This is a genomic window from Vibrio sp. B172a (genome assembly GCF_030248355.1).
Classification (GTDB): domain Bacteria; phylum Pseudomonadota; class Gammaproteobacteria; order Enterobacterales; family Vibrionaceae; genus Vibrio; species Vibrio owensii.
This window is the reverse complement of record NZ_JAHGAC010000001.1, coordinates 253,022-276,387: the sequence shown is the minus strand read 5'-3', so window position 1 is coordinate 276,387 and position 23,366 is coordinate 253,022. Positions and strand designations below refer to the sequence as shown.

The following is a 23,366-nucleotide window of genomic DNA, read 5'->3' as shown; positions in this document are numbered from 1 at the left end:
GCTCGAACAGAAACTCGCTCATAAGCTCCTGACAAACTGGTGGCTCCCCCGAGCCACCATTCTAAATTTATCCAAAGTAGGTGAACGATGACCGATTCATCCCAGACTAAAATTGCTTTCTTTGGCGAATGCATGATTGAACTGAGCGGCGACCCAATTCGCAAAGGCTTTGGTGGCGACACGCTCAATACCGCACTTTACCTCTCTCGACTAACGGCTCAGCAGCCTGTCCAAGTGTCTTATGCGACCGGTCTTGGGGAGGACGTACTTTCTCAAGAGCTTCTGGAAAACTGGCAACAAGAGGGCATTGCGACTGACCTTGTCGAAATATTCCCAGCTCAGCTTCCGGGTTTGTACATGGTGCAGACCGACCAAGAAGGCGAACGCAGCTTTCTTTATTGGCGTGACAGTGCAGCCGTTAAAAGCTACTTCTCTACCTCTTCGCTCAACAAATTAGAAGCTGCGATTGCGAACCGAGAGCTGGATTACCTCTACCTAAGTGGCATCAGCGTCGCGATTCTAAATGACGATAGCAAAGTAAGGCTTAAAAAAGCGTTAAGTCAGTTCTCACAAGCTGGAGGCAAGGTTATCTTCGATAATAACTTCCGTCCTCAACTTTGGTCTGCACAAGAGGCAAAGCATTGGTACAGCCAAATTCTACCTTTAGTCGACATTGCGCTTATCACTGAAGACGATGATGTCTTGGTATGGGGTGAAGAGGAAAGTGCCGAGCAGCGCTGCCTTCGCTTTGGTTGCCAAGAAATCGTGATTAAACGTGGCTGTGAGCCTTGCAAATTGGTTTGGTCGCATGGTGATGACAAGCAAACCGCTTACGTAGCCGCCGAGAAGGTCATCAAAGTGATCGACACTTGTGCCGCCGGCGATTCATTTGCTGCTGGTTACCTTGCAGGTCGATTGACCGGGCAAAGCTGTGAGCAGTCTGCCCAACTCGGTCACGCACTAGCAGCAACCGTTATTCAATATCCTGGCGCGATCATTCCAAACGACGCCATGACTCATCTAATTCGATAATTTCCGAGAACGTATTATGTCCCAAGCAATGATTCAGCAACTTCAGCAATTCAAAGTTATTCCTGTTATTCAAATCAATAAGGTTGAGCACGCGATTCCATTGGCAAAAGTGCTAGTAGAAAACGGTCTGCCAGTCGCGGAAGTGACGTTTCGAACAGAAGCCGCTGCCGATGCGATTAAAGCCATGCGTGATGCTTACCCGCAAATGTGCATCGGTGCTGGCACGGTACTGACGCCAGAGCAAATTGCCCAAGCGAAAGACGCGGGTGCAGAGTTTATTGTCGCGCCGGGGTTGAACCCAAATACCGTGCGTCGCTGCCAAGAAATCAACATGCCAATCGTACCCGGCGTCAATAACCCAAGTCAGGTTGAGCAAGCACTAGAGCTGGGTTTGAACTTCCTCAAATTCTTCCCGGCAGAAGCGAGCGGCGGTATAGCGATGGTGAAGTCGCTACTCGCACCTTATGTTGATGTGAGTCTGATGCCTACAGGCGGTATCGGTAAAAGCAACGTCAATGATTACCTAGCTATCGACCGTGTGGTTTGCTGCGGTGGTACTTGGATGGTGGCACCGAGCTTAATTGAAAACGAGCAGTGGGATGAAATTGGCAAGCTGGTTCGTGAAGCAGTAGAGCTGGTTGCGTAACTCAAACTGAGCTCTTTTACCCAAGTCACCAGACCCCACTAAAAAGCGTGACTTGGGTTGAACAATAATAACAACGACAGGATGGCGCGGATGAACAAAGGTACATTAGCACTACTCATTTCAGGCTTAATCACAATTCCAACGGCAGCGATGACGATGACTCCCAACACCGATCTTAACCTAATGCCTTACCCACAAAATGTAGAGTTGGGGCAGGGTAAAATCACACTGGATAAATCCTTCAGCATTTACATCAAAGGCTACGACTCACCGCGCGTGCAGTTCAACGCCAAGCGCACCATGGGTCGTCTATATCGTCAAACCGGCTTACCAATGTTGAACTGGCATGCTGAGTCGGAAAAAGATGCGACCTTGGTGATTGATATTCGTAATGCGTCCAATTCAGAGGTGCAAGACATTAACAGTGATGAATCGTATCAACTTGAATCGCGTAATGGTCAGATCATTATTCGCTCCGAACGCCCTTACGGTGCTTTCCATGGTTTAGAAACCTTCTTGCAGTTGGTGACTACGGACGCGACTGGCTACTTTGTGCCTGCTGTGTCGATTCAAGATGAGCCGCGCTTTCCTTGGCGTGGTGTTTCTTATGATACTTCCCGTCACTTTATCGAACTTGATGTGATCCTTCGCCAACTCGATGCGATGGCATCAGCAAAAATGAACGTCTTCCATTGGCATATTTGGGATGACCAAGCGATTCGTATCCAGCTCGATAATTACCAAAAGCTTTGGCAAAACACCGCAGATGGTGATTACTACACCAAAGATGAAATCCGTTATGTGGTGAATTACGCGCGTAACCTTGGGATTCGAGTTATCCCTGAAATTTCTTTGCCGGGACATGCTTCAGCAGTGGCACACGCTTACCCTGAATTAATGTCTGGTATGGGCGAGCAATCTTATCCGCATCAACGTGGCTGGGGTGTGTTTGAGCCGTTAATGGATCCGACCAATCCCGAACTCTACAAGATGCTGGCGAGCGTGTTTGACGAAGTGGTTGAGCTTTTCCCTGATGAGTATTTCCATATCGGCGGTGATGAACCAAATTACCAACAGTGGAAAGATAACCCGAAGATTCAACAATTCATCAAAGACAACAATCTGGATGGAGAGCGTGGTCTGCAATCGTATTTGAACACCAAGGTCGAACAGATGTTGGAACAGCGCGGCAAGAAGATGACTGGCTGGGATGAAATCTGGCACAAAGACCTTCCAACCTCGATTGTGATTCAAAGTTGGCAAGGGCACGACAGTATAGGTCGAGCAGCAAAAGAGGGCTATCAAGGCATTCTCTCAACAGGCTATTACCTAGACCAGCCACAACCAACCAGTTATCACTATCGCAATGACCCAATGCCGAAAGGAATCACGGTTGATGACCAACTTCATCAAGGTGAGAAATTCGCGACTTATGATTGGGTGAAATCACGCAACAAAGGTGGTCCACGTACTGGTAATCTAACCATTATTGAAGCGACAGACGGCAGCTACCGTGCGTTTACCGATTACAACGGTAAGTCTCGTGAAGAGGTGTTCATCATCGAGTACGTGCCGGGTGTGAAGTTTAAAGGGCATTTCGATAACTTTATGTCTTACACCGAATTCAACTATGACTTTGCTGATGGCAAGTTGAAAGACAGCAGTTACCAATTGATTGGTAATGTGCGTTGGCCTGCGACTGGAGAATTGGTCGCGAGCAGTGCTATGGCAGGGAGTGTCATTCCTGAGCCGAATGGCGGCTATCCGGCTGAGCTGACCGAGAAAGAACAGCAGTTAATTTTAGGTGGAGAAATCACCATTTGGGGTGAGAACCTCGATTCAATGACCATCGAGCAACGCTTATGGCCGAGAAGCTACGCAATTGCTGAGCGCCTATGGTCGAGCCAAGACCTGACCGATGAGCGCAGCATGTACAAGCGCATGAAGGTGATGGATACATGGTCTGAGATTTCGCTTGGTCTACGTCATCATGCCGATGCCAATATGATGTTGAAACGTCTTGCTAATGGTGCAGATGAAACGCCGCTACAAACATTAGCGAAGTACATCGAGCCGGCTCAATACTACGCTCGTCATTGGGAGAAGTGGATCTCTACGCCAAACGAAGGCGATTTATACAACCAGTATGAGCGACTAAACCGCTTTGCGGATGCATTGCCAGTAGAAAGCCTAGCAGTGTACGAGATGAAAGATTTGGTCGCAGCTTATGCTCAAGGTGATAAAACCGTGTTGGATGCGTTAGCGATGCATTATCAAAGCGTTAAGTTAGCGGCGCAGCAAGCCAAACCTATTTTCGCGGCCAACGTGGCGTCGGTAGAAACGGTGCCAGTTGCAGAAGCCGCAATCAAAGTTGCCGATTTAGGTTTAACCTTGATTGAGCGTGCTAAGCAGGGTAGTGGTTTTGACCAATCTGATGCTGAAGCGTACCAACGCACCATCGATGAAAATGCGATTATTTTTGATGAAACGATTGTCGCCATCGTAGTACCAACCGAGCGGTTGCTTCACACTTTAACTGATTGATAACTAAAAGGGATTGCCGTCTGGTAACGCAGGCGGCATCTTATCGGTTAAGCACTCTTTTATCTCCTAAAGGTTTCCCATGATAGTAAATGGTCACTTACATTTTTATGTAGGCACCTATACCGATTCACCAAGCCAAAGTCAGGGCATTGCGTGTGTTTCTCTCGATACTGCTACTGGCGCATTAACGCTCACCAATGAACATGTTCCAGAAGCGGTAAAAACGATTCGTAACCCTTCTTACCTTGCGCTCAAAGGAGAGGATTTATATACCTTTAATGAAGTCGACCGCTTGGCAGGTGCAGAGCTGATATTTGCTGAAAAAACAGACAGCTATGCATTGCCAATTGAAGGTGATTACCCTTGCCATATCGACATTAAAGAAGAGTTACTCGCTGTTGCAAACTACGGTTCCGGCAATGTAAGTGTTTACCAACTTTATGAGCAAGGTAAGCCATTGAAATCCATTGCAGAATTGTATGTAGAAGGCAATGGACCCAATATTGACCGTCAAACTTCGCCTCATGCCCACCAAGTCACTTTTCTAAAACACTCCGCTCAATTGGCTGTGGTCGATTTAGGCACAGACAGTGTTCACTTTTATGACTACGACAATGATGGTGAGACAGTTAAGTTTCCACTTTCTCAAAGTGTCGCTATGCCTGCTGGCTCAGGACCTCGTCATTTGGTCTTCAATCGTGATGAATCCGTCGCGTACGTTGTTTGCGAATTGTCTGAAACGCTGGTGGTACTTCGTAAGCACGACGAGCAATGGAATCTGGTTCAGCAAGTTAAACTGCTAGCCGATGAAGAGAACAAAGAAGCGGCGTCTGCGATTCGTCTCTCTGCGGATGAGCGCTTTGTCTATGTCTCATGCCGTGCGCAAAATTTGATCAGCACATTTGATGTAACGAGTAATACTCCGGTTCAAATTGCCGCGTCCGATTGTGGCGGTGCGTTTCCAAGAGATTTCGTTTTATCCCGTGACGGGCAGTGGATGCTCGTTGCTAATCAACATTCACATAATGTCGCTAGCTTTCATAGGAATCAGGAAACTGGCGTTATCACTCCAACCGGATACTCATGCGACATCGGTGCGCCTGTGTGTTTGGTTGAGAAGTCGTAATTAAGAGAAATAACATGACAATTCATCGTATTAATCCATGCAAACGTTGGTCAGATGTAACGGTATTCAATGGCATCGCCAACTTTGTTGAAGTGGCGGAAGCTGACACCACTGCGGATATGAAAGGGCAAGTACAACAGATTTTCGACCAAGCCGAGCAAATGCTAGCCAGTGTTGATAGCGACAAGTCGCGCATTCTATCTGTGACGATTTACGTGACGGATTTTGCTAACTTCGATGCCCTTAACGAAGTATGGGATGTGTGGTTCCCTGAAGGCTGTGCACCAAGCCGTGCTTGCGTCAAAGTTGAATTGGCGAACCCAGAACTGTTGGTAGAAATGGCGTTCGTTGCTGCTGCGGGTGAGAAGTTCCAGTAGCTCGACATCACTCTACTTAAACCATCAAGCCCAGCGTTATCCTCAGCCCAGCGTTATGTTGTTCAATAACGCTGGGCTTTGTTTTATTGGGCTAATCAGCATAAACCAAATAGCTCGTAGATAAGCACGAATTTAAAAATATTACAAAAAGTATCACCGATTAGCTTGAAATGACCTATATTGATACTTAATGAGGGGTTGCTATTTCTTTTGGGGCATACACTTATCCCGAACTTAAGAAATAGGAGCATCATCATGAAAGCAATCACTACATCGGTTTTGGCGTTAAGCTTATTGGCAGTGGGTTCAGCTCAAGCATTTGAGTTAACCAGTAAAGATATCCAAGAAGGTCATCCTATGGCGAAGACCTTCGAATACAACAGCTGGGGCTGTAATGGTGGCAACCAATCTCCACAATTGATGTGGAAGGATGCGCCAGCAGGAACTAAGAGCTTTGCAATCACGGCTTATGACCCTGATGCGCCAACTGGCAGTGGTTTCTGGCACTGGGTTGCGTTTAACATTCCTGCTTCAGTTAGCGAACTGCCACGCGCAGTGAACATTGAAAAATTGGGCGGTAAAGAGTCGCGTATTGACTACGGAACGGTTGGTTTTGGTGGCGTTTGCCCACCAGAAGCTGACGGCATGCACCGCTACCAATTTACGGTTTGGGCATTGCCAACAGAGAAACTAAACCTAGATGAAAACACACCGGCTGCTGTGGTTGGTTTTACGCTTAATAGCATGGCATTAGACAAAGCAAAACTGACGGCGACGTACACACGTTAAACCGTAATGGGTAGATGATAAAAAACGAGGGGAATAGATGAGCCATCAATATCGAGTCACGTTGTTTCGTGCCGAGCAGTTACAGAAACTGCGTAATGTGAAGATCCATTCCCCAAGTATCATTCAGATCATCACGGGCAGTAAGCGTCTTTTCTGGAAGGAATCGGCACTGGATCTTTCCCATTCTGATTTGCTGCTTTGTGAGGCTTCCGCATCACTGAGTTTTGAGAACTTACCGCAAAAAGGTAAGTTTCTCTCTAGAATGTTTAGCTTTCATTGTTTGCCGTCAGAAGCAATGCTTGAACTTAGCGCGAGCATTGACGGTGGTGAAGAAAAGCCGACATTAGAAGCCGATAAAGCCTTGGAAGACACGCTCAATGCTTTGTTTTCGTTTGACCAACAAACCATGAGCAAAGAGACCCAAACCTTCTGGGTAATGGGGTTGTATCAACAACTTGCTGAGCGTGGCGTGTTGCATCACTTGTTTGCGAGTGCGAACACAACATTCAGCCAGAAGCTGAGCCGTTATTTGTCGCATTCTCCAGGAGAGGAACACCCACTAGAGCTGGTGGCTGAACGTTTTGCCATGAGCCGTGCGACCATGATTCGCAAGCTCAAGCAAGAGGGCACTCAGTATCGGGAAGTGCTGGCGGAAGTGCGCTTAAATCATGCCTTGTATTTGATGCAGAATGGCCATTACAACGTCGCGCTGTTGGCTCAGTCTTGCGGCTATCAATCCGAGGGGCGTTTTAGTCAACGCTTTAAAGGCAAATTCGGATTGACTCCGAGTGACTACATCAAAACGGTTGTGGTCAGTTAGCGCTAGCGAAAAATTGCTTGTGCGCGTTTAATCGCTTACGCGCGTTTTACCGAGTGCAACGCAGTTGGTGCTTTCGAATCTGCAATCGCCAAATCAGACAAAAGCTGTTGCAATAATTCTGCAGCGTGGACGTTCGCTTTTACTTTATCAACGTCACTCCAGCTCGTACTGTTTTCTTCTTCAAGGTATTTAATTGTCTGTTGTGAAAGCTTGAGAACAGCATGCCACTTCAGTTTTTTATATTCTAAATTCATACTCAAACTCCTATGTGAATGATTAATTTAAAACATTGTTCAAAACTTTGAGTTAGCAAATAGGAATTTGTTGATAAGCCTATGCCTAGAGCGGATATAAAAAAGCGCCCATCGCTTTAACGACGGGCGCTTTCAAGTCACTATAACCTTTGGTTATTTGTAGTATTTCTTCTTCATTTTGAGTGCTACGTTCACCAAAGCAATCAATACAGGCACTTCGATCAGTGGACCAATGACACCAGCAAAAGCTTGGTCTGAGTTTAGGCCAAACACCGCGATAGAAACCGCAATTGCCAATTCAAAGTTGTTACCTGTTGCTGTGAAGGCAATCGACGCATTTTTGTCGTAGTCGATGCCCATTTTCTTACCAACGAAGAAGCTGACAAAGAACATCAACACGAAGTAGATAGCCAGTGGAATTGCTACACGGAATACATCCATTGGCAGTTCAAGAATCATTTCACCTTTCAAGCTGAACATCAGTACGATGGTCGCAAGCAGGGCGATAAGCGTAATTGGTGAAATGCGTGGGATGAACACGTCGTTGTACCATTGTTCACCTTTCGCAGCGACCAGCCATTTGCGGCTTAGGAAGCCCGCTAGGAATGGGATACCAAGGTAAATAAGAACGCTTTCCGCGATGTCCATCATCGAGATATCAACCACGAAACCTTCGTAACCAAAGACTGGTGGCAACACAGTGATGAATAGCCATGCCATCACACTGTAAGTCACGATTTGGAAAGCGCTGTTTAGTGCAACTAGGGCTGCGCCGTATTCTTTGTTACCGCCACCGATATCGTTCCATACCAGTACCATTGCAATACAACGAGCAAGACCGATCAGAATGATACCAACCATGTAACCCGGATGATCACCTAGGAAAGTCAATGCAAGGATGAACATCAAAATAGGGCCGACAATCCAGTTCATGACCAAAGACAGCGTGATTGCTTTTTTATCTTTCGTCACTGTACCTAGCAGGTTGTAGTTCACCTTTGCGAGTGGCGGGTACATCATCAAAATCAAACCAATCGCTAGCGGTACGTTTGTGCTACCAACTGACATTGACTCGTTCCACTCAGCTACTTGAGGGAATGCTGCGCCAATACCTACACCGATTGCCATTGCAACAAAAATCCACACCGTTAGGTAACGGTCCAAGAAGCTCATTTTGTCGCTGGCACTATTTAAAACTTGAGTAGTCATAGTGTTCTCTTATTCGTTTATCGTCGAAAGGCGATAGTTAAAGGTATAGTTTATCTCTGCACGCCTGACCAGCGTGCAAAGGGAATTAATCAAATAACTTGGAAAATCCTAGATTGAACTGATCAAACGCGTCGCGTTGAATGCGGTAACACACCTTAGGTGGGTTTGGCTCGGCGCTGATAAAGCCAGCTTGCTTTAGAATGCGCAAGTGCTCGGAAACAGTAGATTGCGCAAGACCCAGTTCAGAAACCAAATCACTGTTCAAACAACCACCCATGGTATCGAGCGTGTGCAAGATATGCAGAATGCGCAAACGTGCTGGATGCGACAAAGCTTTTGCTTGTGCTGCTAGAGTTTGTTCTTTCTCGAGCTGTTGTTGGGTTGTCTGAAAAACAACTTCGCACGTGTCGTTGCACTTATCACTCATTCGCTGGCCTTAATAGTTAATCGTCGAATTGCGATAAAGTGTACGCCTGCTCTGTGGAAGATGCAACAACTCGATGAAAAAATTAATCGGGAAATAACGATGAATAAAAAATTGAAAAAAATATCTCTTTTAAAAACAGTGATATAATAAAAAATTAAGTAGGTTACTAAAAGTTAACTAATTGCACTATATTTCTAGGTTACCATAATAAACCACATCCGACGCACAATGGTTATTGCGTCATCTTGTGAACTTATTTAAAGGTAATCCCATGAGCAACGTACTGATCATCAACGCACACGAACCATCACCATACTCAGAAGGTCGTCTAAACGCTTCTCTTGTCGACAAAGCACAGACGCTTCTGCAAGCAAAAGGCCATCAGGTTCGCGTTGTGACAATGCAAGATGAGATCAACGTAGATGAGCAACTCGCACACTTTGAATGGGCTGATCGCGTGATCATCCAAAGCCCAATCAACTGGATGTCTGTGCCTTGGTCATTCAAAAAATACATGGACGACGTGTTTACTGCGGGTATGGGCGGCGCACTGTGTGCATTTGATGGTCGTAGCGCAGAAGAACCAAAGAAAAACTATGGTACAGGCGGTACTCAAACCAACAGTAAATACATGCTGTCACTGACATTCAACGCGCCAGAAGAATCGTTTGATGATGAGAACGAATACCTATTCCAAGGTAAAGGCGTGGACGATTTGATGTTCCACATGCACGCTAACTTCCGCTTCTTTGGTATGTCAGCACTGCCTACATTCGCTTGTTACGACGTGATGAAGAACGCAGATATCGAAAACGATTTTGTTCGTTTCGAAGCGCACATTAACGAAAACTTCTAATCCTTTTAGAAACATAGTGCGAACTGAATGATGAATTGAGATGGACTGCTGCATGCGGTCCATTTTTATTTGTTTGCGGCGAGGTGACGTTTTTATTACTCTAAAGCACTAAATGTATCTAGCTTACTTTTCGTTACCTAGATTAGGTGCGTATCTTGAGGTGTATTGTGGAAAGCAGAATCAGTGTAGATAGCAAAGGTCGTAAGTCAGTGGCGAACGTATGTGCGGAGCCATGTGCTATCGAGAAAGGGATGCGTCTAATTGGTGGTAAATGGAAAGGCTCTTTGATTTTTCATTTGAAAGATGGCCCAGTTCGCTTCAATGACTTAGCACGCATGCTAGGCGGCGCAAGCAAAAAGATGATCGACCAACGCCTTAAAGAGCTAGAAGCTGAAGGTATGGTGGTGCGCAAAGTGATCAGCGATCGCCCAATTGCAGTAAGCTATGAGCTAACCGAGTTCGGCCGAACCGCACTTAAGATTCTTGATGATTTGCGAATCTGGTCTGAGACTCACCAGATTGAGCTGCGTAAATAACGCGGTCTCTTGTATCTCACCATCGCTTAACGGTTTAAGCCAATAAAAATGCCAGCATATCGCTGGCATTTTTTATGTTTGATTGTTGTCTGAGACTGATTGGGCGTAAGCCGCTTAGTAGTCCAACGTACCACGGATAGGGTAGTTGTTGTCTGGATTACGAATCCAAGCCAAACCACGTGATAGCGCGCCAAGCTCAGGGCGAACAAACGGGTTGTTTGAAATATCCACCACGTGCAAGTTGCCGTGTTCATTCACCACAAACAGACCTGGTTCTGCGAAGTTATGGTCAGTTTCTTGTTCTGAACGAGGCAGTGAAATGTACAGACCTAATGTTTTCATTTGTTCTTCGGTTAGGCCGTAAGCAATCGGGAAGCTGATTTCGAGTTTCTCTAAATGTCCCTCAAGCTGCTCTTTTGAATCGCCTGAAACCGCAAGAATATCAACGCCTGCTTCTGCGAAAGCTTGTTTGTAGCCCTCTAACTCATTGAGGTATTTGGTACAAAGAGGACAGTGTTTACCACGATAAACGAATACGGCTTGCCAAGTCGCATCACCTTGCGGCTGACCTAACGTCACGCTTGAACCATCTAGCAAGGTTGCTTGAAGAGAAGGGAAGCTGTCGCCCGCTTTAAGTTTCACTGAAGTTGCCATAATGACTCCCGATTTGGTGGTATATATCCATGGATTCCCCTTCTCAATAAAAGCGATTGTGTAGGGGGTGAGACTTCAATGTAGACCCAGTTTTACGGCATTTCAACTAGTTAACTTTTGGTAACCTAGATAATGAATGGCAAGAAAAAGAGACAGTTAGAAGAGGAAAGCAGAACTTAAAGATACAACGAAGTGGGGGTGTAGTATCAGGAGCTAAGTTCTGCTTAAGGTTCGTTTACCAGTTGAAGAAATCGTTCATTGTTACCAGAGCCATTACTTCAAGCTTGTTGTCCGAATGCGCAACGCGCTCTCGGAAATAGGTTGCCATTGTCGGCATGTCTTTCGCTGATCGAATTTGGAATCGCATAGTGTTTCCTCCTTGTTGCTGACAGGGTCAGTATGCAAAGAAAAGAGGAGCTGAAAAAGAGAGTAGATTTCTGTGGTTTATTCCTAGTTAGCCCAAGAAGGTGCGCTAACTCACCGATTTTTGCTTTCGTGAGGGTAAAAAGGGGAACAAAGTGTTTGGAAGTTTTCTTATTTTCTCTCGGATAAGTTGAGTAAAATAAACCTATATCCACTTTTTGAGGGCGCGCGGTGTCTGATCTCAACTTGTTCCGCTACTACCAACGACTCACTCCCTTTGGCGTGGGAAGTGAAGCCAAAACCACATTGCAGGAAGTCGCTGACTTGCTGTTCACCTCTCCTCGCCATGCACGCAGCTTACTGTCGCAAATGCAGGAGCAAGCGTGGTTGAGTTGGCTGCCAAAAGCGGGACGTAATCAGCGTTCAACGTTATTGCTGAACATCGAGTTGAGTGCCTTAAAAGAAAGCCTCGCACTGGAGCGGATCAAGCTGGGTAAATACGAAAAAGCGTTGGCGATTCTCGATGAAGATGAAGCTGCGTTTGGACGTTTGCTCAAAACGACTTCAGGGGCGTCTGTTCAAGAAGGTCGACTCAACATTCAGCTCACCTACAAACGTATGTTTGAGCGTATTGTTCCTCATCAACTGCATCGAAGCAGTGAGCGCTTCTTCTTGCGTCAAATCTACTGTTGTTTGGTATCCAGTGACTACAACGGAGTGGTGAAGCCAGAACTTGCTCATCATTGGCGTTATGACGAGAAAAGTTACGAATGGACCTTTTACCTGCGCCCGGGCTTAACCTTTCACAATGGTGCACCGATTGATGCCGATACCGTTGTTAGCCTGTTTGCCAAACTCAGTTCTCTTGAGTTGTATGAGAAAGAGTTAGCTCATGTCGATAACATTACCGCGCCAAATCCACTCAAGGTTGTGTTTACCCTCAGCAAGCCAGATTTGGGTTTTGCTGGGCTTATTTCTGGCGTGAAGTACGGTATCCAACCTGTTAGCCAAGTGAACGTTGCCAATAACAATTTGGTCGTTGGCAGTGGCCCTTTCTCTGTGATTGAACACAGTGCTCATCGATTAAAACTGCAAGCTTTTGACGGCTATTACGCCTGTCGAGTACTGACCGACATGGTGACAATCTGGATCGTCAATGATGAGAAAATGGAGAACCCATCCCTAGCCGCAAACACTCCACCTAAGCAGGTAGAAAAAGCGGACGACGAGCTTGCCGACAGCATGTGCGGGCATTACATGTCGACACAAGATGCCGAGACTGCACCGGCGAGTCAGCACAGTCGCACCGAGGACGGTTGCTTGTTCGCCTTGTTTAATCAACATGCCAAGTATCCTCTGTCTCAAGCGCAGCGTCGCTACATTGCTGAGTTGATTCAACCGGAACGACTTGCAGATGTGATGCGCAAAGAAAAGATCGTGTTTGGCAGTGTACCGGCTTACAACATGCTGCCAACGTGGAAGCCCGTACTAAGACCGTTTGGTGAAGAAAGCAAACTGCCTAAACATATCACCATCGCAGGATACAACTACACAGCATTGAGACGATGTGCGCGTGCAATCGCTAACTTACTAGAAGGGACAGGAAGCAAAGTCGGCATTGTGATGTACTCCTACCGAGAGCTAAGTGAAAAAGCCAAAAACGGCACGCTAGATGAAACCTTGGTGGTGACGAACATCAACTTGGATGATAACCGCCATGCATCGGCGTTTACCAACTTCTTTAGCAATACCGTGTTGCACCACACCTTGGGTGAAGAGAATGCGACTTGGTTGGATGAGCAACTAGAGAAAGTGCGCGCGTATACCTCGCTAGAAGGCTATCTCAAAGCGCTTGAACCTATTGCTTCCACACTCGTCAGCGAATACTGGATTGCACCTATGTTCCACCATACGCAAACTTTGCGCTTCCAAGGTGTGTTAGAAGACGTTGCTTTAACCAATTGGGGTTGGCCAGATATTCGCTCGGTGTGGTCTGCGGATTAACTGCCTCAGTTATTTAGCAAAGTGCTGCTTCACGAATTCAATGAAGGCTTTGGTTTTCGCCGATTGATAGATAAGTTGCGGATACACCAAGTAAACCGCGTTGTGCTGGTGGTCAGTTTCTTCCGATAGAACCTGCACTAGTCGGCCATTTTCAACGTCTTGCTCGACAAAGTAACTTGCTAATCGTGCAATGCCATTGCCAGACAGGGCTGATTCTTTGAGTAAGCGGTTTTCATTGCTTGAAAGCCAACCTTGGGTTTGAACTGTTCCCGTTTTTAACGGCCACTCTTTTTGATGCAATGTGGTTAAGCATTGATGCTGTTTTAAATCCGCTAACGTCTCCGGCGTGCCTTCTTCTTGCAGATACTGAGGAGAAGCAACCAGCCAGTGGTAGTAGTCCAAAAGGTGATGCGCAATCATATTCTCAGGTGGCGTTCTTGTCGCTCGAAACGCAAAATCAACGCTGGTTTCCGTCAGATTAAAAGCTTGATAGCTAGAAAGGATCTCGAACTCTACGTTTGGATGTAGAGCGCGAAACGCCACACATAAATCATGCAGCACCGCTTCAGCAAACATCTTGGGAGCGGTAAGCCGAATCAGACCATCTATTTGCTCAGATTGCTGACTTAAACTCTTTTCCATTTCCATTACGCGGCGTTTGAGATCTTCCGCTTGTGCGAAGATCGATTCACCTTCTGCTGTTAGTCTCACGCTGCGTGTGGTTCGAACGATCAAAGGCGTGGCGAGCTCCGATTCCAATCGCTTGATTTGTTCCGACAGGTAGCTTTTAGAAATGCCAAGTTGCTCCGCTGCTCTAGAAAAATTGAGTGTTTGAGCCACTTCGGCAAACAGCATCAGTTTTTCAATTCTTTTGTAATCTGTCATCTCGATTGTTCGCTAGCGAGGATAATGAATTCGATTTTACGGTATTAAACTAATTTTTACGAACGGTAAGATGGTTCGAGTTAACTTCAGAAGTTGAAAATGCAGAAATCGGAAAAGTGAGAATAACGATGAACAATCCAACACTACCGCTCGCCAAAACCTTACCTAACGTTAGCCGCTTGGTCTTCGGCTGCATGGGGCTTGGAGGGGAGTGGAATCGCAACCCGTTAACCGCCCAAGATGAAAACCAAGCTTATGCCGCAGTAGAGGTAGCATTAGAGGTTGGCATCAATCTCTTTGATCATGCGGATATCTACAAATTCGGTAAGGCAGAAGAAGTGTTTGGGCGCATCTTAGCCAATGACTCAACGTTACGAGAACGAATTTATCTGCAATCCAAGTGCGGCATTCGTCTTGGTGATGAACAAGGTGTTAAGCAGTATGACTTTTCTGCTAAATGGGTGACGGCTTCTGTTGAGGGCATTCTTGAGCGCCTCGGCGTGGAGAATCTTGATGTTTTGATGCTGCATCGTCCTGATCCTTTGGTTGAATTTGAAGAACTGGGCACAGCGCTCCAAGCACTGAAACAAGCTGGCAAAGTTAACCATTTCGGTGTCTCTAACATGAACAGTGCTCAAATTGATCTTCTTCAACAAGCAACGGGCGAAGTTATTGTGGCGAACCAGTTAGAAATGAGTCTGGCTAAGCCTGACTTCATCAAGCAAGGCATGGGGCTTCCTTCGTCTGCATCTGACTACGTTGCGGGAACACTGGAACATGCCCGTAAGCACAATATCCAACTGCAAGGGTGGGGCAGTATGGCGCAAGGAAGATTCTCAGAGCGTGGCTTACATTCTGATGATCACAATACCAGACAGACTGCGGAGATGGTGATGGCGCTAGCAGCTGAATATGGCGTGTCGTCTGAGGCGATTGTTTTAGCCTTCCTAATGCGTCATCCAAACCAAATTCAGCCTGTTATTGGTACTGCAAACCCACAGCGTATTCGCGCTTGTGCTCAAGTAGAGAACGTCACGCTGTCGCGCAGTCATTGGTATGGCTTGTTTGAGAAAACCCTTGGTCATGAGATCCCGTAGGAGAGAAAAATGAAATACGTACAAGTTCAAACTCTGATTCAAACGGCATTGGAAATTGCTGCTGCTCGTAAGCAAAACATTGCGGTTGCCGTGGTTGATACGCATGGCGAATTGCTCGGTTTTGCCCGAATGGATGATGTGAGCGTGCAAGCAGGTTTGTTGGCACAAAACAAAGCCTACACCTCGGCTAGAGACCGTCAGCCTAGTGGCAATTTGGGCGCTTGGGCTCGTGAAACAGGTAAGCAGTTGAGTTATTGGACTGACCCAAAGATCACGGGCTTTATGGGCGGAGTACCTGTAGAACAAGAAGGGAAAGTCGTCGGTGCAATTGGTATCAGTGGTTTAGCAGAGCAAGACGATGAAGCGCTTGCGATGGAAGTATTAAAAGCGCTGTAAACAAAAAATCCCACCAATGCTCTTCGCTAGACATTGGTGGGGATGGTCAAAATGATGGAGTTGACCACGAATATCAACGGTAAATGCCTGCTCGCCTTCGAAAAGCGTCATCGAAGTGGAGCGTGACAAGGTGGTTATTGCTGACCACTGACAAAATCAGCGCAAACCTAGGTTAGGAGCGTGCTTACTGGAGAACAGGAAGCCGCTATCCAATAAGCTGTCAGTTCATTTCGCCAATCAGTTAAAGGCGCGAGCTAAGGTGCCGTCACCTTGGCAAACGTACTTCACTGAGTTGCTGCAGACGAAAACCGATTCACCGGCTTTCAATGTGATGTGATCGTCTTGGCTAGAAACCGAGATTTCCCCTTCGATACAAAACAAAATCTCTGCGCTACGCACGAATTGAGTCGTTGCAGTGCCTTCAACAGCCATCACTTCAAAGCCGAAATCATCCACCGGAATTGGGTAACTAAGCTTGCCTTGCTTATGTACTGGTGCGAGCTTGATTTGTTCTGGGTCAATCGCTTTGAAGATGGTGTTGTCGATAAGCTCAGGAACGTCGATGTACTTAGGAGTTAAGCCAGCGCGCAGCACGTTGTCTGAGTTCGCCATGATCTCCAAACCTGTCCCTTGAACGTATGCGTGTGGCGTTTCTGCATGGAGGAACATTGCTTCGCCCGGAGCGAGTTCAATCGTGTTCAACATCAATGGCGAAAACAGACCAATATCGTCCGCGTAATGCTGACGGAAGTCTTGAATATAACCGTAAGCTTCTCGTGCCATAGCGGTTTTCGCAGGGCGCTCTAGGCTTGCGTATAGCTCATTCAAAGCGTGCTGTTTGCGTTCGCCTTCTAACGACATAAGTGCTGAGAAGAACACTTTTAGACCTTCACTGTTTGGTGTGGCTTTCAGTGCGTTGATTTCAGTCTCTAGAGCAGTGATGTTCGCTTGCTCAAACAGAGATAAGATCTGCTCAATTGGGCGGAAGCCGTTCATCGCTTTGTAAAATGTCAGCGCGTAAACCAGCTCCGGTTTATGGTTTGGATCTTTATAGTTACGGTTTGCAGCATTAAGCGGGATACCTTGGTCGTTTTCACGAGCAAAGCCAATTTCCGCTTTGTGCTTACTAGGGTGTACTTGAATGGACAGCGGTGTTTCAGCTGCCAGTACTTTGAATAGGAACGGCAGTTCACCAAAACGCGCCGCGGTGTAATCACCCAGCGATTGCGTTTTGTTTTGGTTGATGACTTCTGACAGCAGTTGTTTGGTGTCGGCAAGCTTTGAACAGCCGTTTGGATGAGCACCCATCCAGATTTCTGCTTGTGGCTCGTTTGCTGGATTGTCGATGCCGAATAAATCATGAATCGAGGTGTGGCTGCCCCAAGCGTAGTTTTGAATCACATTGTCCAGTTTGAATAGAGCGTGTTGCATGGCGATATTCTCTTGATTGGAACGAAAGAAGAGGAGAGGCTTGCTCCACGATGAGAGCAAGCCTGAGTCGGTTTGGACGGGTTATCTAGTTGATGACCTTATCCTGAGAACCGGATTAGAACTTCACTTGGAAAGATTTAACCTGACACGGTTTCAGCGTGCCGAACGATGCTGTCTCTACCTCATTTGGTAGCACTTTCTCGTCTAGCTGTGTTTCTTTCCATGACGTTACTTCTGAAGTAAACGCTACTGTGTCGTTAATCACTTCGCTCTCTGATGGGTTGTAGACGCGCAGGATGAGTGCATCCTCGTCTTCCGCTTTCTTCAGTACGCTCAGTACTGCGCCTTCTAGCGATTTGCTTAGCAAGCTGTGCGTTAGCGGTAGGTTTTGCTCGCCTACGTTCAGCTTCATCGCGTTGTAAGGGATCTTGTTGTAGCACTGGATTGGAGTCACGTTGTCACGCGCCGCCGCCATTACGTTTGCTTCGATGTGGTTGCCCGCGAAACCAAATAGTGCGAACTCACAAACGATCTTGCCGCGTACTTGTGAATCTGGCGTCGGGATCTTGATACCAGATGGACGACCCGGACGAAGCAACAACTCTTCTTTACCCAACACGCCGATACCACGCAGAAGGGTTAGGGCGAATGTGTCACGCTCTTCATTGCCTTGGCTTGAAATTACTTCAAACTCACGCAGACCGTTGCTCATCAGCGCCATACCACCTTGTGCGTTCTCAACCGCGGCAAAGTTCATTAGCTGGTAAACCGGCACTGGTGCTTCTTTCCAGCCGTCTGCTTCCCAGTTCGCCATTTCTGGATCGTTCGTTGGACGAGTGATCAAACCGAACTGGTTGTCTGCTACTACGGCTTCAGACACAAACGGTGTTGGTACTAATACGCGAACGCGGTGGTCGTCAGCTTGGTTATCTAGCTCCATACGAACTTCAATACGGCGTGTACCTTGTTTTAGAGCCACTTGGCAGTTCACGTCTAGGTAACCGTTTTGACCTGTGCGCTCTTCACGTTGTTGTAGGTTCTCAGGCAAGTTCATGCGCAGCTTGATGGTTGCCACAGATTGGAAACCTTCGTGCTTCACATTCACTTCTGCATCGAATTCGTCTGAGTACAGTAGCCACTCTTTACGAGAAGGTGAGTAGTCGTATTCGTCGCCATCGTCAGAGCCGTCTTCAATGCGCAGCGCTTGTTCGTAAAGGTGCTCTGTCTCTTTGTCGAAGATGTTCAGAGTGCCATTTGCATTTACGTTGATGCGGTAGAATTCGTTCTCCAGCAGGAACTCCTTCTGCTCAGCCACTTTTTGCGTGCCTTTCTCATTCGCTTGAATGTGTAGGGTAGTGAAACCCATCGCTGGCACAGTGTGCTTGATTTGAATGTCGTATTCGATGAACGGGTCGTAGTTACCGTAGTGAACGATTTGACGGTCAATCTTACCTGGGTCGATTACGCGTTGATCTTGGATGAAGTATTCAACTGGCGTGCCGTTTTCATCAAACAGGTTGAACTGTTCTGCACGGATAGTGATGGTGGTGTTTACCACTTCTTCACGAGTGTATGGCGATAGGTTGAATAGTGCTAGCTTGTCGCAACCTTCGCGTGCAGGCATGTGGTCAACAATCTTACGTTTGTAGAAGTTGATCAGGTTGGTCGCCATGTCGTCTGCAAGGATGTAACGGTTCAAGATCTCTGCGTGTACTTTGTCTGAACAGCAGCAGCCAATCGAGTCGTGAGCGTGGTTCTTCATGCTCTCTTTCCACATCTTCTCGATTAGACCGTGGTGGTATTCAAAGCCCAGTGTCCATGCGATAGACGCTAATGGCTCAAGAATGTTGACGATCTTGTTTTCTACTTCTGCGTGGATCAGTTTGATGTCCATACGCGTTGAAGAAATAGTACGGTGAACACGCATGTATTTACCGTCGTTGAACTCGCCTTTGATGGTATCAAGCTGATCGCGCTCGGCTTCAATACGCTCGAATACTTCTTCAAAGCGGCTCATTTTGAATTCTTTGTCTGGGTAGATTTCACGTAGCTTATCCATCACCTCGAAGATGTCTTTTTGGATAGGCATTTGGTCGTGACCGTTTGGTAGTAAGATGTCTTTTGTTACCGACGGCTTTTCTAGCACTGGGAAGTATTTATCTAGACGCGCGCGCAGACCTTCTTCGTCTTGCGGTAGGTATTTACCAATCGCGTAGCCCAGTGGCAGTACTTGCGCAGAGACTTCACTGCCATCATTTGATTGCCACAAGAATTCGGTTTTATCTGTGCCATGACGCTCTGAACAACCACGCCAGAACATGGCGCGATTGATACCGAAACCGTTGTAGATAGCTGGCAGCTGAGAGCTCATAGAGAATGAATCTGGCAGGTAACCAATCTTCATTGGCTCACCTAGCGCTAGACAGTCGCGCAATCCGTAAAGCATGTTACGTACGATTGATTCGCCAGATACTTGCATCGTATCCGTTTGAGAGTACCAAGGGCCAACAATCAGTTTGCCTGCTTGTACTAGCTCACGTACGCGCTCTTTGTTTTCTGGTTTGATTGCGAAGTAATCTTCCAGAACTGCGGTTTGACCGTCTAGAACGTAGTATTTGTAGTCTGGATCGTTTTCCAGACGAGTCATGATTTCTTCCATGTTGTTCACTAGCAGAATGCGAGACTCTTCTGTAGTGAAGTACCATTCACGATCCCAGTGCATGTGAGGAGTAATATGAACGCGAGATGTAGTCATAACTTTTACCGTCTTAGGCAATAATTGCCGTTAATTTGTTTTAAATTTGATTGTTTTCTATTCGTTTTTACGGCGTTTATGCTTGCCGACGAATATTTAGGGCGCAGAAATCCCACGCCCAAAGTTTGTGTTGAGCGAATCTATGAGTGATTCGGGTTATGGTTGAGCGGCAGCCTCAGTGGCAAATTTGCCCTTTTTTACTGCGTGTGCTCGCCACATGATGAGAGTGATGGTCGAGATAGTTGCACCAATCAGCGCAGCACCAAACCAGATTGCCGCAGCCGTGAATGCGCCTAGACCTGCATCGTGTAGTAGGAAGATTGAGAAGATACCTGCACCTGGAGTCGATAGACCTACGCCAGCAGCACCCACCATTGCGCCTGTTACGACAGAGCCAAGTAGGAACGAGCCAATAACGCGGATTGGATCTTCGATAGCCATTGGAATCGCACCTTCAGTGATGCCCGCTAGACCAAGCAACCAAGTTGATTTACCCGTCTCGATTTCGAAATCTTTAAACAGGCGAGGTGCAAGCATGGTTGAAGCCGTTACTGTGAACGCAGAGACCATTTTCACCGAACCGAAGATAGCGTATGGGCCGTAAACGCCGTTCGCCATTGCACCCAGACAGAATGCGTAAGCGGCTTTGTTGACAGGACCACCAAGGTCGAACGATACGAATAAACCAATTACTGCGCCTAGAAGTAGGGCGTTGGTGCCAGACATGCCGTTTAGCCAGTCCGTCAAACCTTGGTTTAGCCAAGCAACAGGTTTACCAATAACGAACAGCATCAGTGAGCCAGCAACCAAAGTACCGATAACCGGGTATAGGTAGAAGGTTAGGAAGCCGTTGAACGCAGGGTTTAGACGTACGTTTTCTTTTACCCAACGCATGACGTAACCAGCAATCAAACCACCGACAACACCACCAAGGAAGCCAGAGCCGATAAGGTTTGCTGCAATACCTGCGGCAAAGCCTGGACCAAGTGCCGGTTTATCTGCCAATGAGTAAGCGGTGTATGCCGCTAGTACAGGAACCATCAATGTACCCAGTAGACCACCACCTAGCTTGCGGTACATCCACAACCAAGAGCCTTCTTCTGCATACAAATCTTGTAGGTTGAACATTTGTGCCAATAGCACGGCAACAGCAAGTACGGTACCGCCAGCAACGATAAGAGGAACTGCGTAAGAGATACCTGATAGCAGTGCTTGTTTCAGTTCAGTTTTAAGTGGTAGCTTCTTCGGTTTGTCGTTGGTTGCAACTGCAGCACCAGCGCTTCGACCTGCTTTACCTGCTTCAACCGCTTCGTTAAGAATGCGCTCAGAGTGTTTGATTGGCTCAGCAACTGGCACTTCTACACGAGGAATACCGTCAAAACGCTCTAACTCTTTGATTGCCACTTCAGCCGCGAAGACGACCGCAGTTGCACTGTTGAGCTGTTCAGCAGTCAAACGATCTTCAATACCGTTTGCGCCTTGCTTTTCAACATGCACGTTATAACCCAGCTTCTTACCCGTCTTCTCTAGGTATTCTGCTGCCATGTAGGTGTGTGCAATACCCGCAGGGCAAGCCGTCACACAAACGATGGTTGGTGCATTTGTATCTAATTGGTCTTGTTTTTCTTCTTGCTCTGCTTGACCATCAAGCAAAGCGAAAATTTGTTCTACATTTGTAGCATTGAGCACTGCTTCACGAACATCGTCATCCACTAGCGTTGTGGTCAGTTCGGTCAACAGGTGCATGTGTGTTGAACCTGCTTCCGCATTTGGAATTGCGATTAGGAAGATCAGGTTTACGTCTTCGTCTTCATCCAGACCTTGCCACTTTAAGTCTTGTTTTAGTGTGGCTACGGCAAACGCCGCCTCTTTTACTGCATCTGTCTTACCGTGCGGTACTGCCAAGCCTTCGCCTAGCGCTGTCGGGCCTTGCTCTTCACGAGCAAACACTGCTTGTAGGTATTCTTCCTTGTTATGCAGTTTGCCTTGCTGGTCTAGCTGGTCGGCAAGTGCACGAATCGCTGCGTCACGACTTTCGAACGTCGTTTGTAGGTTTATCAGCGATGGGTTTGTAAGAGAGGTTAATTTCATAACTTTTGTCCCATTGTCACATTCGACATTGTTGTGCATTCAACAATGATGTGAATAATACCTTTTAAATACAAATGATCCGTGATCAGGATCGCAGTTGAATTAAAATATGTATTATTGTTGTATTGTTTTGGCTTGTTTTTGTATGCCGATATGCGAACAAGTGCTTGTCATGTTGACCTGAATTCGTATTATAGAGCTCATAAACCAAGTCTTTCTTGCAATGATAGTTCACTCCAGTGTGCTCGGTTCTTGAGTTGTCTCAAACAAGTTCACTTGAATGGTCATTTGTATTGTTTTTATAGAGGTAAACATGGCAAGACTGCCAATGTATCGCCAGATTGCGGACGCGATTCGCGAGAAGATCAGCGATGGCGAATACAAAGTAGGAACCGCTCTTCCTACCGAAGCTCAGTTACGCGAAGAATTTTCTTGTAGCCGAGTCACGGTTCGCCAAGCGTTAAAACTGCTGATTGAAAATGGTGAACTGGAAAGTGTGCAGGGTAGTGGTACCTATGTGAAAGAGAACAAGGTTAACTACGACATTTACCAGCAGACCAGTTTTGCAGAGAAATGGGCGCACCTAAATGCAGTGACGCACAGCGATGTGGTCGCGTTCGAGATTACTAAAGCATCGCTCACGATGGCTGATGCGCTGAACATTAATGAAGATGACAAAGTCTTTTACGTGAAACGCGTTCGTTACCTAGATGACAACCCAATCACAGTAGAAGAAACTTGGCTGCCGACAGACATGTTCCCTGATCTCACCTACCAAGTGATGCAAGGTTCTAAGTACCACTTTATTGAGAAAGAGAAGGGCATGGTGATTGATCGCAGTGAGCAAGAAATCATCCCGGTATTGCCACCGCAAGACATTGCAGAGTTGCTAGATATTGACCCGGCTGAGCCAATCATCGAAAAGCGCACGCGTGGTTTCTTGCAGGGGGATGTGGTTTTTGAATACAGCCGCAACTACTTCAAATCGACTGACTACAAGTTTACGCTGGTGGCAAAACGTCATAAGTCGTAAGCGCGATATTACGCATTTCATTTTAAACCCGCCACTCGGCG

The 23,366-nt window shown here is 46.8% G+C and carries 22 protein-coding genes; 13 read left to right on the top strand and 9 right to left on the bottom strand.

The features are described from left to right. Nucleotides 1–87 precede the first annotated feature (87 nt). The 7 genes from KIT90_RS01115 (at nucleotide 88) to KIT90_RS01085 (ending at nucleotide 7,334) form a co-directional block, all read left to right on the top strand. On the top strand, nucleotides 88–1,032 hold the full coding sequence (locus tag KIT90_RS01115) for a sugar kinase (protein WP_285374527.1): 945 nt from the start codon (nucleotides 88–90) through the stop codon (nucleotides 1,030–1,032). 16 nt (nucleotides 1,033–1,048) lie between these two features. Continuing rightward, nucleotides 1,049–1,678 carry a bifunctional 4-hydroxy-2-oxoglutarate aldolase/2-dehydro-3-deoxy-phosphogluconate aldolase gene (locus KIT90_RS01110; RefSeq protein WP_050907602.1) on the top strand — a complete coding sequence of 210 codons (630 nt, stop codon included), beginning with the start codon at nucleotides 1,049–1,051 and terminating at the stop codon, nucleotides 1,676–1,678. A gap of 90 nt (nucleotides 1,679–1,768) precedes the next feature. Next, nucleotides 1,769–4,222: a beta-N-acetylhexosaminidase gene (locus tag KIT90_RS01105; RefSeq protein WP_285374525.1), complete on the top strand. Its 2,454-nt coding sequence runs from the start codon at nucleotides 1,769–1,771 to the stop codon at nucleotides 4,220–4,222. Nucleotides 4,223–4,301: 79 nt separating this feature from the next. Further along, nucleotides 4,302–5,348 carry a lactonase family protein gene (locus KIT90_RS01100; protein WP_285374524.1) on the top strand — a complete coding sequence of 349 codons (1,047 nt, stop codon included), beginning with the start codon at nucleotides 4,302–4,304 and terminating at the stop codon, nucleotides 5,346–5,348. A gap of 14 nt (nucleotides 5,349–5,362) precedes the next feature. After that, nucleotides 5,363–5,725, top strand: coding sequence for a RidA family protein (locus KIT90_RS01095; RefSeq protein WP_285374523.1), 363 nt, complete (start codon nucleotides 5,363–5,365; stop codon nucleotides 5,723–5,725). Between the two features lie 255 nt (nucleotides 5,726–5,980). Beyond that, a complete protein-coding gene (locus KIT90_RS01090; RefSeq protein WP_005435484.1) occupies nucleotides 5,981–6,514 on the top strand; it encodes a YbhB/YbcL family Raf kinase inhibitor-like protein in 534 nt (177 codons plus the stop codon). 37 nt (nucleotides 6,515–6,551) lie between these two features. Beyond that, nucleotides 6,552–7,334, top strand: a complete 783-nt coding sequence (locus KIT90_RS01085) for a helix-turn-helix transcriptional regulator (protein ID WP_039840331.1) — start codon at nucleotides 6,552–6,554, stop codon at nucleotides 7,332–7,334. 35 nt (nucleotides 7,335–7,369) lie between these two features. Here the strand turns inward: KIT90_RS01085 and KIT90_RS01080 are convergent, their stop codons facing one another. From KIT90_RS01080 to KIT90_RS01070, 3 genes are all read right to left on the bottom strand, one after another. Next, the gene (locus tag KIT90_RS01080; RefSeq protein ID WP_005435487.1) at nucleotides 7,370–7,588 is read right to left on the bottom strand and encodes a hypothetical protein; all 219 of its coding nucleotides are present in this window, start codon (nucleotides 7,586–7,588) and stop codon (nucleotides 7,370–7,372) included. Between the two features lie 153 nt (nucleotides 7,589–7,741). After that, the gene (gene arsB, locus KIT90_RS01075) at nucleotides 7,742–8,797 is read right to left on the bottom strand and encodes an ACR3 family arsenite efflux transporter (RefSeq protein WP_005435488.1); all 1,056 of its coding nucleotides are present in this window, start codon (nucleotides 8,795–8,797) and stop codon (nucleotides 7,742–7,744) included. Between the two features lie 85 nt (nucleotides 8,798–8,882). Next, entirely contained in the window at nucleotides 8,883–9,224 is a 342-nt protein-coding gene (locus tag KIT90_RS01070) for a helix-turn-helix transcriptional regulator (RefSeq protein ID WP_009706198.1), read from the bottom strand. A gap of 271 nt (nucleotides 9,225–9,495) precedes the next feature. Here KIT90_RS01070 and KIT90_RS01065 point away from each other — a divergent pair, with 271 nt between their 5' ends. Next, entirely contained in the window at nucleotides 9,496–10,080 is a 585-nt protein-coding gene (locus KIT90_RS01065) for an NAD(P)H-dependent oxidoreductase (protein ID WP_285374517.1), read from the top strand. Between the two features lie 167 nt (nucleotides 10,081–10,247). Next, nucleotides 10,248–10,616 carry a helix-turn-helix domain-containing protein gene (locus KIT90_RS01060; protein ID WP_005435493.1) on the top strand — a complete coding sequence of 123 codons (369 nt, stop codon included), beginning with the start codon at nucleotides 10,248–10,250 and terminating at the stop codon, nucleotides 10,614–10,616. 114 nt (nucleotides 10,617–10,730) lie between these two features. Here KIT90_RS01060 and KIT90_RS01055 read toward each other — a convergent pair whose 3' ends face one another. Both KIT90_RS01055 and KIT90_RS01050 read right to left on the bottom strand, forming a co-directional pair. After that, complete coding sequence (locus KIT90_RS01055; RefSeq protein WP_005435499.1) at nucleotides 10,731–11,270, bottom strand: peroxiredoxin family protein; 540 nt, start codon at nucleotides 11,268–11,270, stop codon at nucleotides 10,731–10,733. A 235-nt stretch (nucleotides 11,271–11,505) separates the two neighbouring features. Then, entirely contained in the window at nucleotides 11,506–11,637 is a 132-nt protein-coding gene (locus KIT90_RS01050) for a hypothetical protein (protein ID WP_009706196.1), read from the bottom strand. Between the two features lie 227 nt (nucleotides 11,638–11,864). Here KIT90_RS01050 and KIT90_RS01045 point away from each other — a divergent pair, with 227 nt between their 5' ends. Beyond that, complete coding sequence (locus KIT90_RS01045) at nucleotides 11,865–13,637, top strand: SgrR family transcriptional regulator (protein WP_285374512.1); 1,773 nt, start codon at nucleotides 11,865–11,867, stop codon at nucleotides 13,635–13,637. A gap of 9 nt (nucleotides 13,638–13,646) precedes the next feature. Here KIT90_RS01045 and KIT90_RS01040 read toward each other — a convergent pair whose 3' ends face one another. Next, nucleotides 13,647–14,522, bottom strand: a complete 876-nt coding sequence (locus tag KIT90_RS01040) for a LysR family transcriptional regulator (RefSeq protein ID WP_285374510.1) — start codon at nucleotides 14,520–14,522, stop codon at nucleotides 13,647–13,649. Between the two features lie 128 nt (nucleotides 14,523–14,650). On the opposite strand from KIT90_RS01040, the gene KIT90_RS01035 reads away from it, so the two are divergent. Next, entirely contained in the window at nucleotides 14,651–15,619 is a 969-nt protein-coding gene (locus KIT90_RS01035; protein ID WP_285374509.1) for an aldo/keto reductase family oxidoreductase, read from the top strand. A 9-nt stretch (nucleotides 15,620–15,628) separates the two neighbouring features. Further along, complete coding sequence (locus tag KIT90_RS01030; protein WP_009706192.1) at nucleotides 15,629–16,015, top strand: heme-binding protein; 387 nt, start codon at nucleotides 15,629–15,631, stop codon at nucleotides 16,013–16,015. A 237-nt stretch (nucleotides 16,016–16,252) separates the two neighbouring features. Here KIT90_RS01030 and manA read toward each other — a convergent pair whose 3' ends face one another. From manA to mngA, 3 genes are all read right to left on the bottom strand, one after another. Further along, nucleotides 16,253–17,446 (bottom strand): mannose-6-phosphate isomerase, class I, encoded by a 1,194-nt coding sequence (gene manA, locus KIT90_RS01025; RefSeq protein WP_285374508.1) that lies wholly within the window; start codon nucleotides 17,444–17,446, stop codon nucleotides 16,253–16,255. A gap of 115 nt (nucleotides 17,447–17,561) precedes the next feature. Continuing rightward, nucleotides 17,562–20,201, bottom strand: a complete 2,640-nt coding sequence (mngB, locus tag KIT90_RS01020; RefSeq protein WP_285374506.1) for a mannosylglycerate hydrolase — start codon at nucleotides 20,199–20,201, stop codon at nucleotides 17,562–17,564. Nucleotides 20,202–20,357: 156 nt separating this feature from the next. Beyond that, nucleotides 20,358–22,292: a PTS 2-O-a-mannosyl-D-glycerate transporter subunit IIABC gene (gene mngA, locus KIT90_RS01015; RefSeq protein ID WP_285374504.1), complete on the bottom strand. Its 1,935-nt coding sequence runs from the start codon at nucleotides 22,290–22,292 to the stop codon at nucleotides 20,358–20,360. A 313-nt stretch (nucleotides 22,293–22,605) separates the two neighbouring features. Between mngA and KIT90_RS01010 the strand changes: the two genes are divergently transcribed. Next, on the top strand, nucleotides 22,606–23,325 hold the full coding sequence (locus KIT90_RS01010; RefSeq protein ID WP_020194774.1) for a GntR family transcriptional regulator: 720 nt from the start codon (nucleotides 22,606–22,608) through the stop codon (nucleotides 23,323–23,325). Nucleotides 23,326–23,366: the final 41 nt, after the last annotated feature.

Coding starts and splice junctions, on each gene's coding strand:
- KIT90_RS01115 (WP_285374527.1), top strand. CDS start 88: ATGACCGATTCATCCCAGACTAAAATTGCTTTCTTTGGCGAATGCATG.
- KIT90_RS01110 (WP_050907602.1), top strand. CDS start 1,049: ATGTCCCAAGCAATGATTCAGCAACTTCAGCAATTCAAAGTTATTCCT.
- KIT90_RS01105 (WP_285374525.1), top strand. CDS start 1,769: ATGAACAAAGGTACATTAGCACTACTCATTTCAGGCTTAATCACAATT.
- KIT90_RS01100 (WP_285374524.1), top strand. CDS start 4,302: ATGATAGTAAATGGTCACTTACATTTTTATGTAGGCACCTATACCGAT.
- KIT90_RS01095 (WP_285374523.1), top strand. CDS start 5,363: ATGACAATTCATCGTATTAATCCATGCAAACGTTGGTCAGATGTAACG.
- KIT90_RS01090 (WP_005435484.1), top strand. CDS start 5,981: ATGAAAGCAATCACTACATCGGTTTTGGCGTTAAGCTTATTGGCAGTG.
- KIT90_RS01085 (WP_039840331.1), top strand. CDS start 6,552: ATGAGCCATCAATATCGAGTCACGTTGTTTCGTGCCGAGCAGTTACAG.
- KIT90_RS01080 (WP_005435487.1), bottom strand. CDS start 7,588: ATGAATTTAGAATATAAAAAACTGAAGTGGCATGCTGTTCTCAAGCTT.
- arsB (WP_005435488.1), bottom strand. CDS start 8,797: ATGACTACTCAAGTTTTAAATAGTGCCAGCGACAAAATGAGCTTCTTG.
- KIT90_RS01070 (WP_009706198.1), bottom strand. CDS start 9,224: ATGAGTGATAAGTGCAACGACACGTGCGAAGTTGTTTTTCAGACAACC.
- KIT90_RS01065 (WP_285374517.1), top strand. CDS start 9,496: ATGAGCAACGTACTGATCATCAACGCACACGAACCATCACCATACTCA.
- KIT90_RS01055 (WP_005435499.1), bottom strand. CDS start 11,270: ATGGCAACTTCAGTGAAACTTAAAGCGGGCGACAGCTTCCCTTCTCTT.
- KIT90_RS01050 (WP_009706196.1), bottom strand. CDS start 11,637: ATGCGATTCCAAATTCGATCAGCGAAAGACATGCCGACAATGGCAACC.
- KIT90_RS01040 (WP_285374510.1), bottom strand. CDS start 14,522: ATGACAGATTACAAAAGAATTGAAAAACTGATGCTGTTTGCCGAAGTG.
- KIT90_RS01035 (WP_285374509.1), top strand. CDS start 14,651: ATGAACAATCCAACACTACCGCTCGCCAAAACCTTACCTAACGTTAGC.
- KIT90_RS01030 (WP_009706192.1), top strand. CDS start 15,629: ATGAAATACGTACAAGTTCAAACTCTGATTCAAACGGCATTGGAAATT.
- manA (WP_285374508.1), bottom strand. CDS start 17,446: ATGCAACACGCTCTATTCAAACTGGACAATGTGATTCAAAACTACGCT.
- mngB (WP_285374506.1), bottom strand. CDS start 20,201: ATGACTACATCTCGCGTTCATATTACTCCTCACATGCACTGGGATCGT.
- mngA (WP_285374504.1), bottom strand. CDS start 22,292: ATGAAATTAACCTCTCTTACAAACCCATCGCTGATAAACCTACAAACG.
- KIT90_RS01010 (WP_020194774.1), top strand. CDS start 22,606: ATGGCAAGACTGCCAATGTATCGCCAGATTGCGGACGCGATTCGCGAG.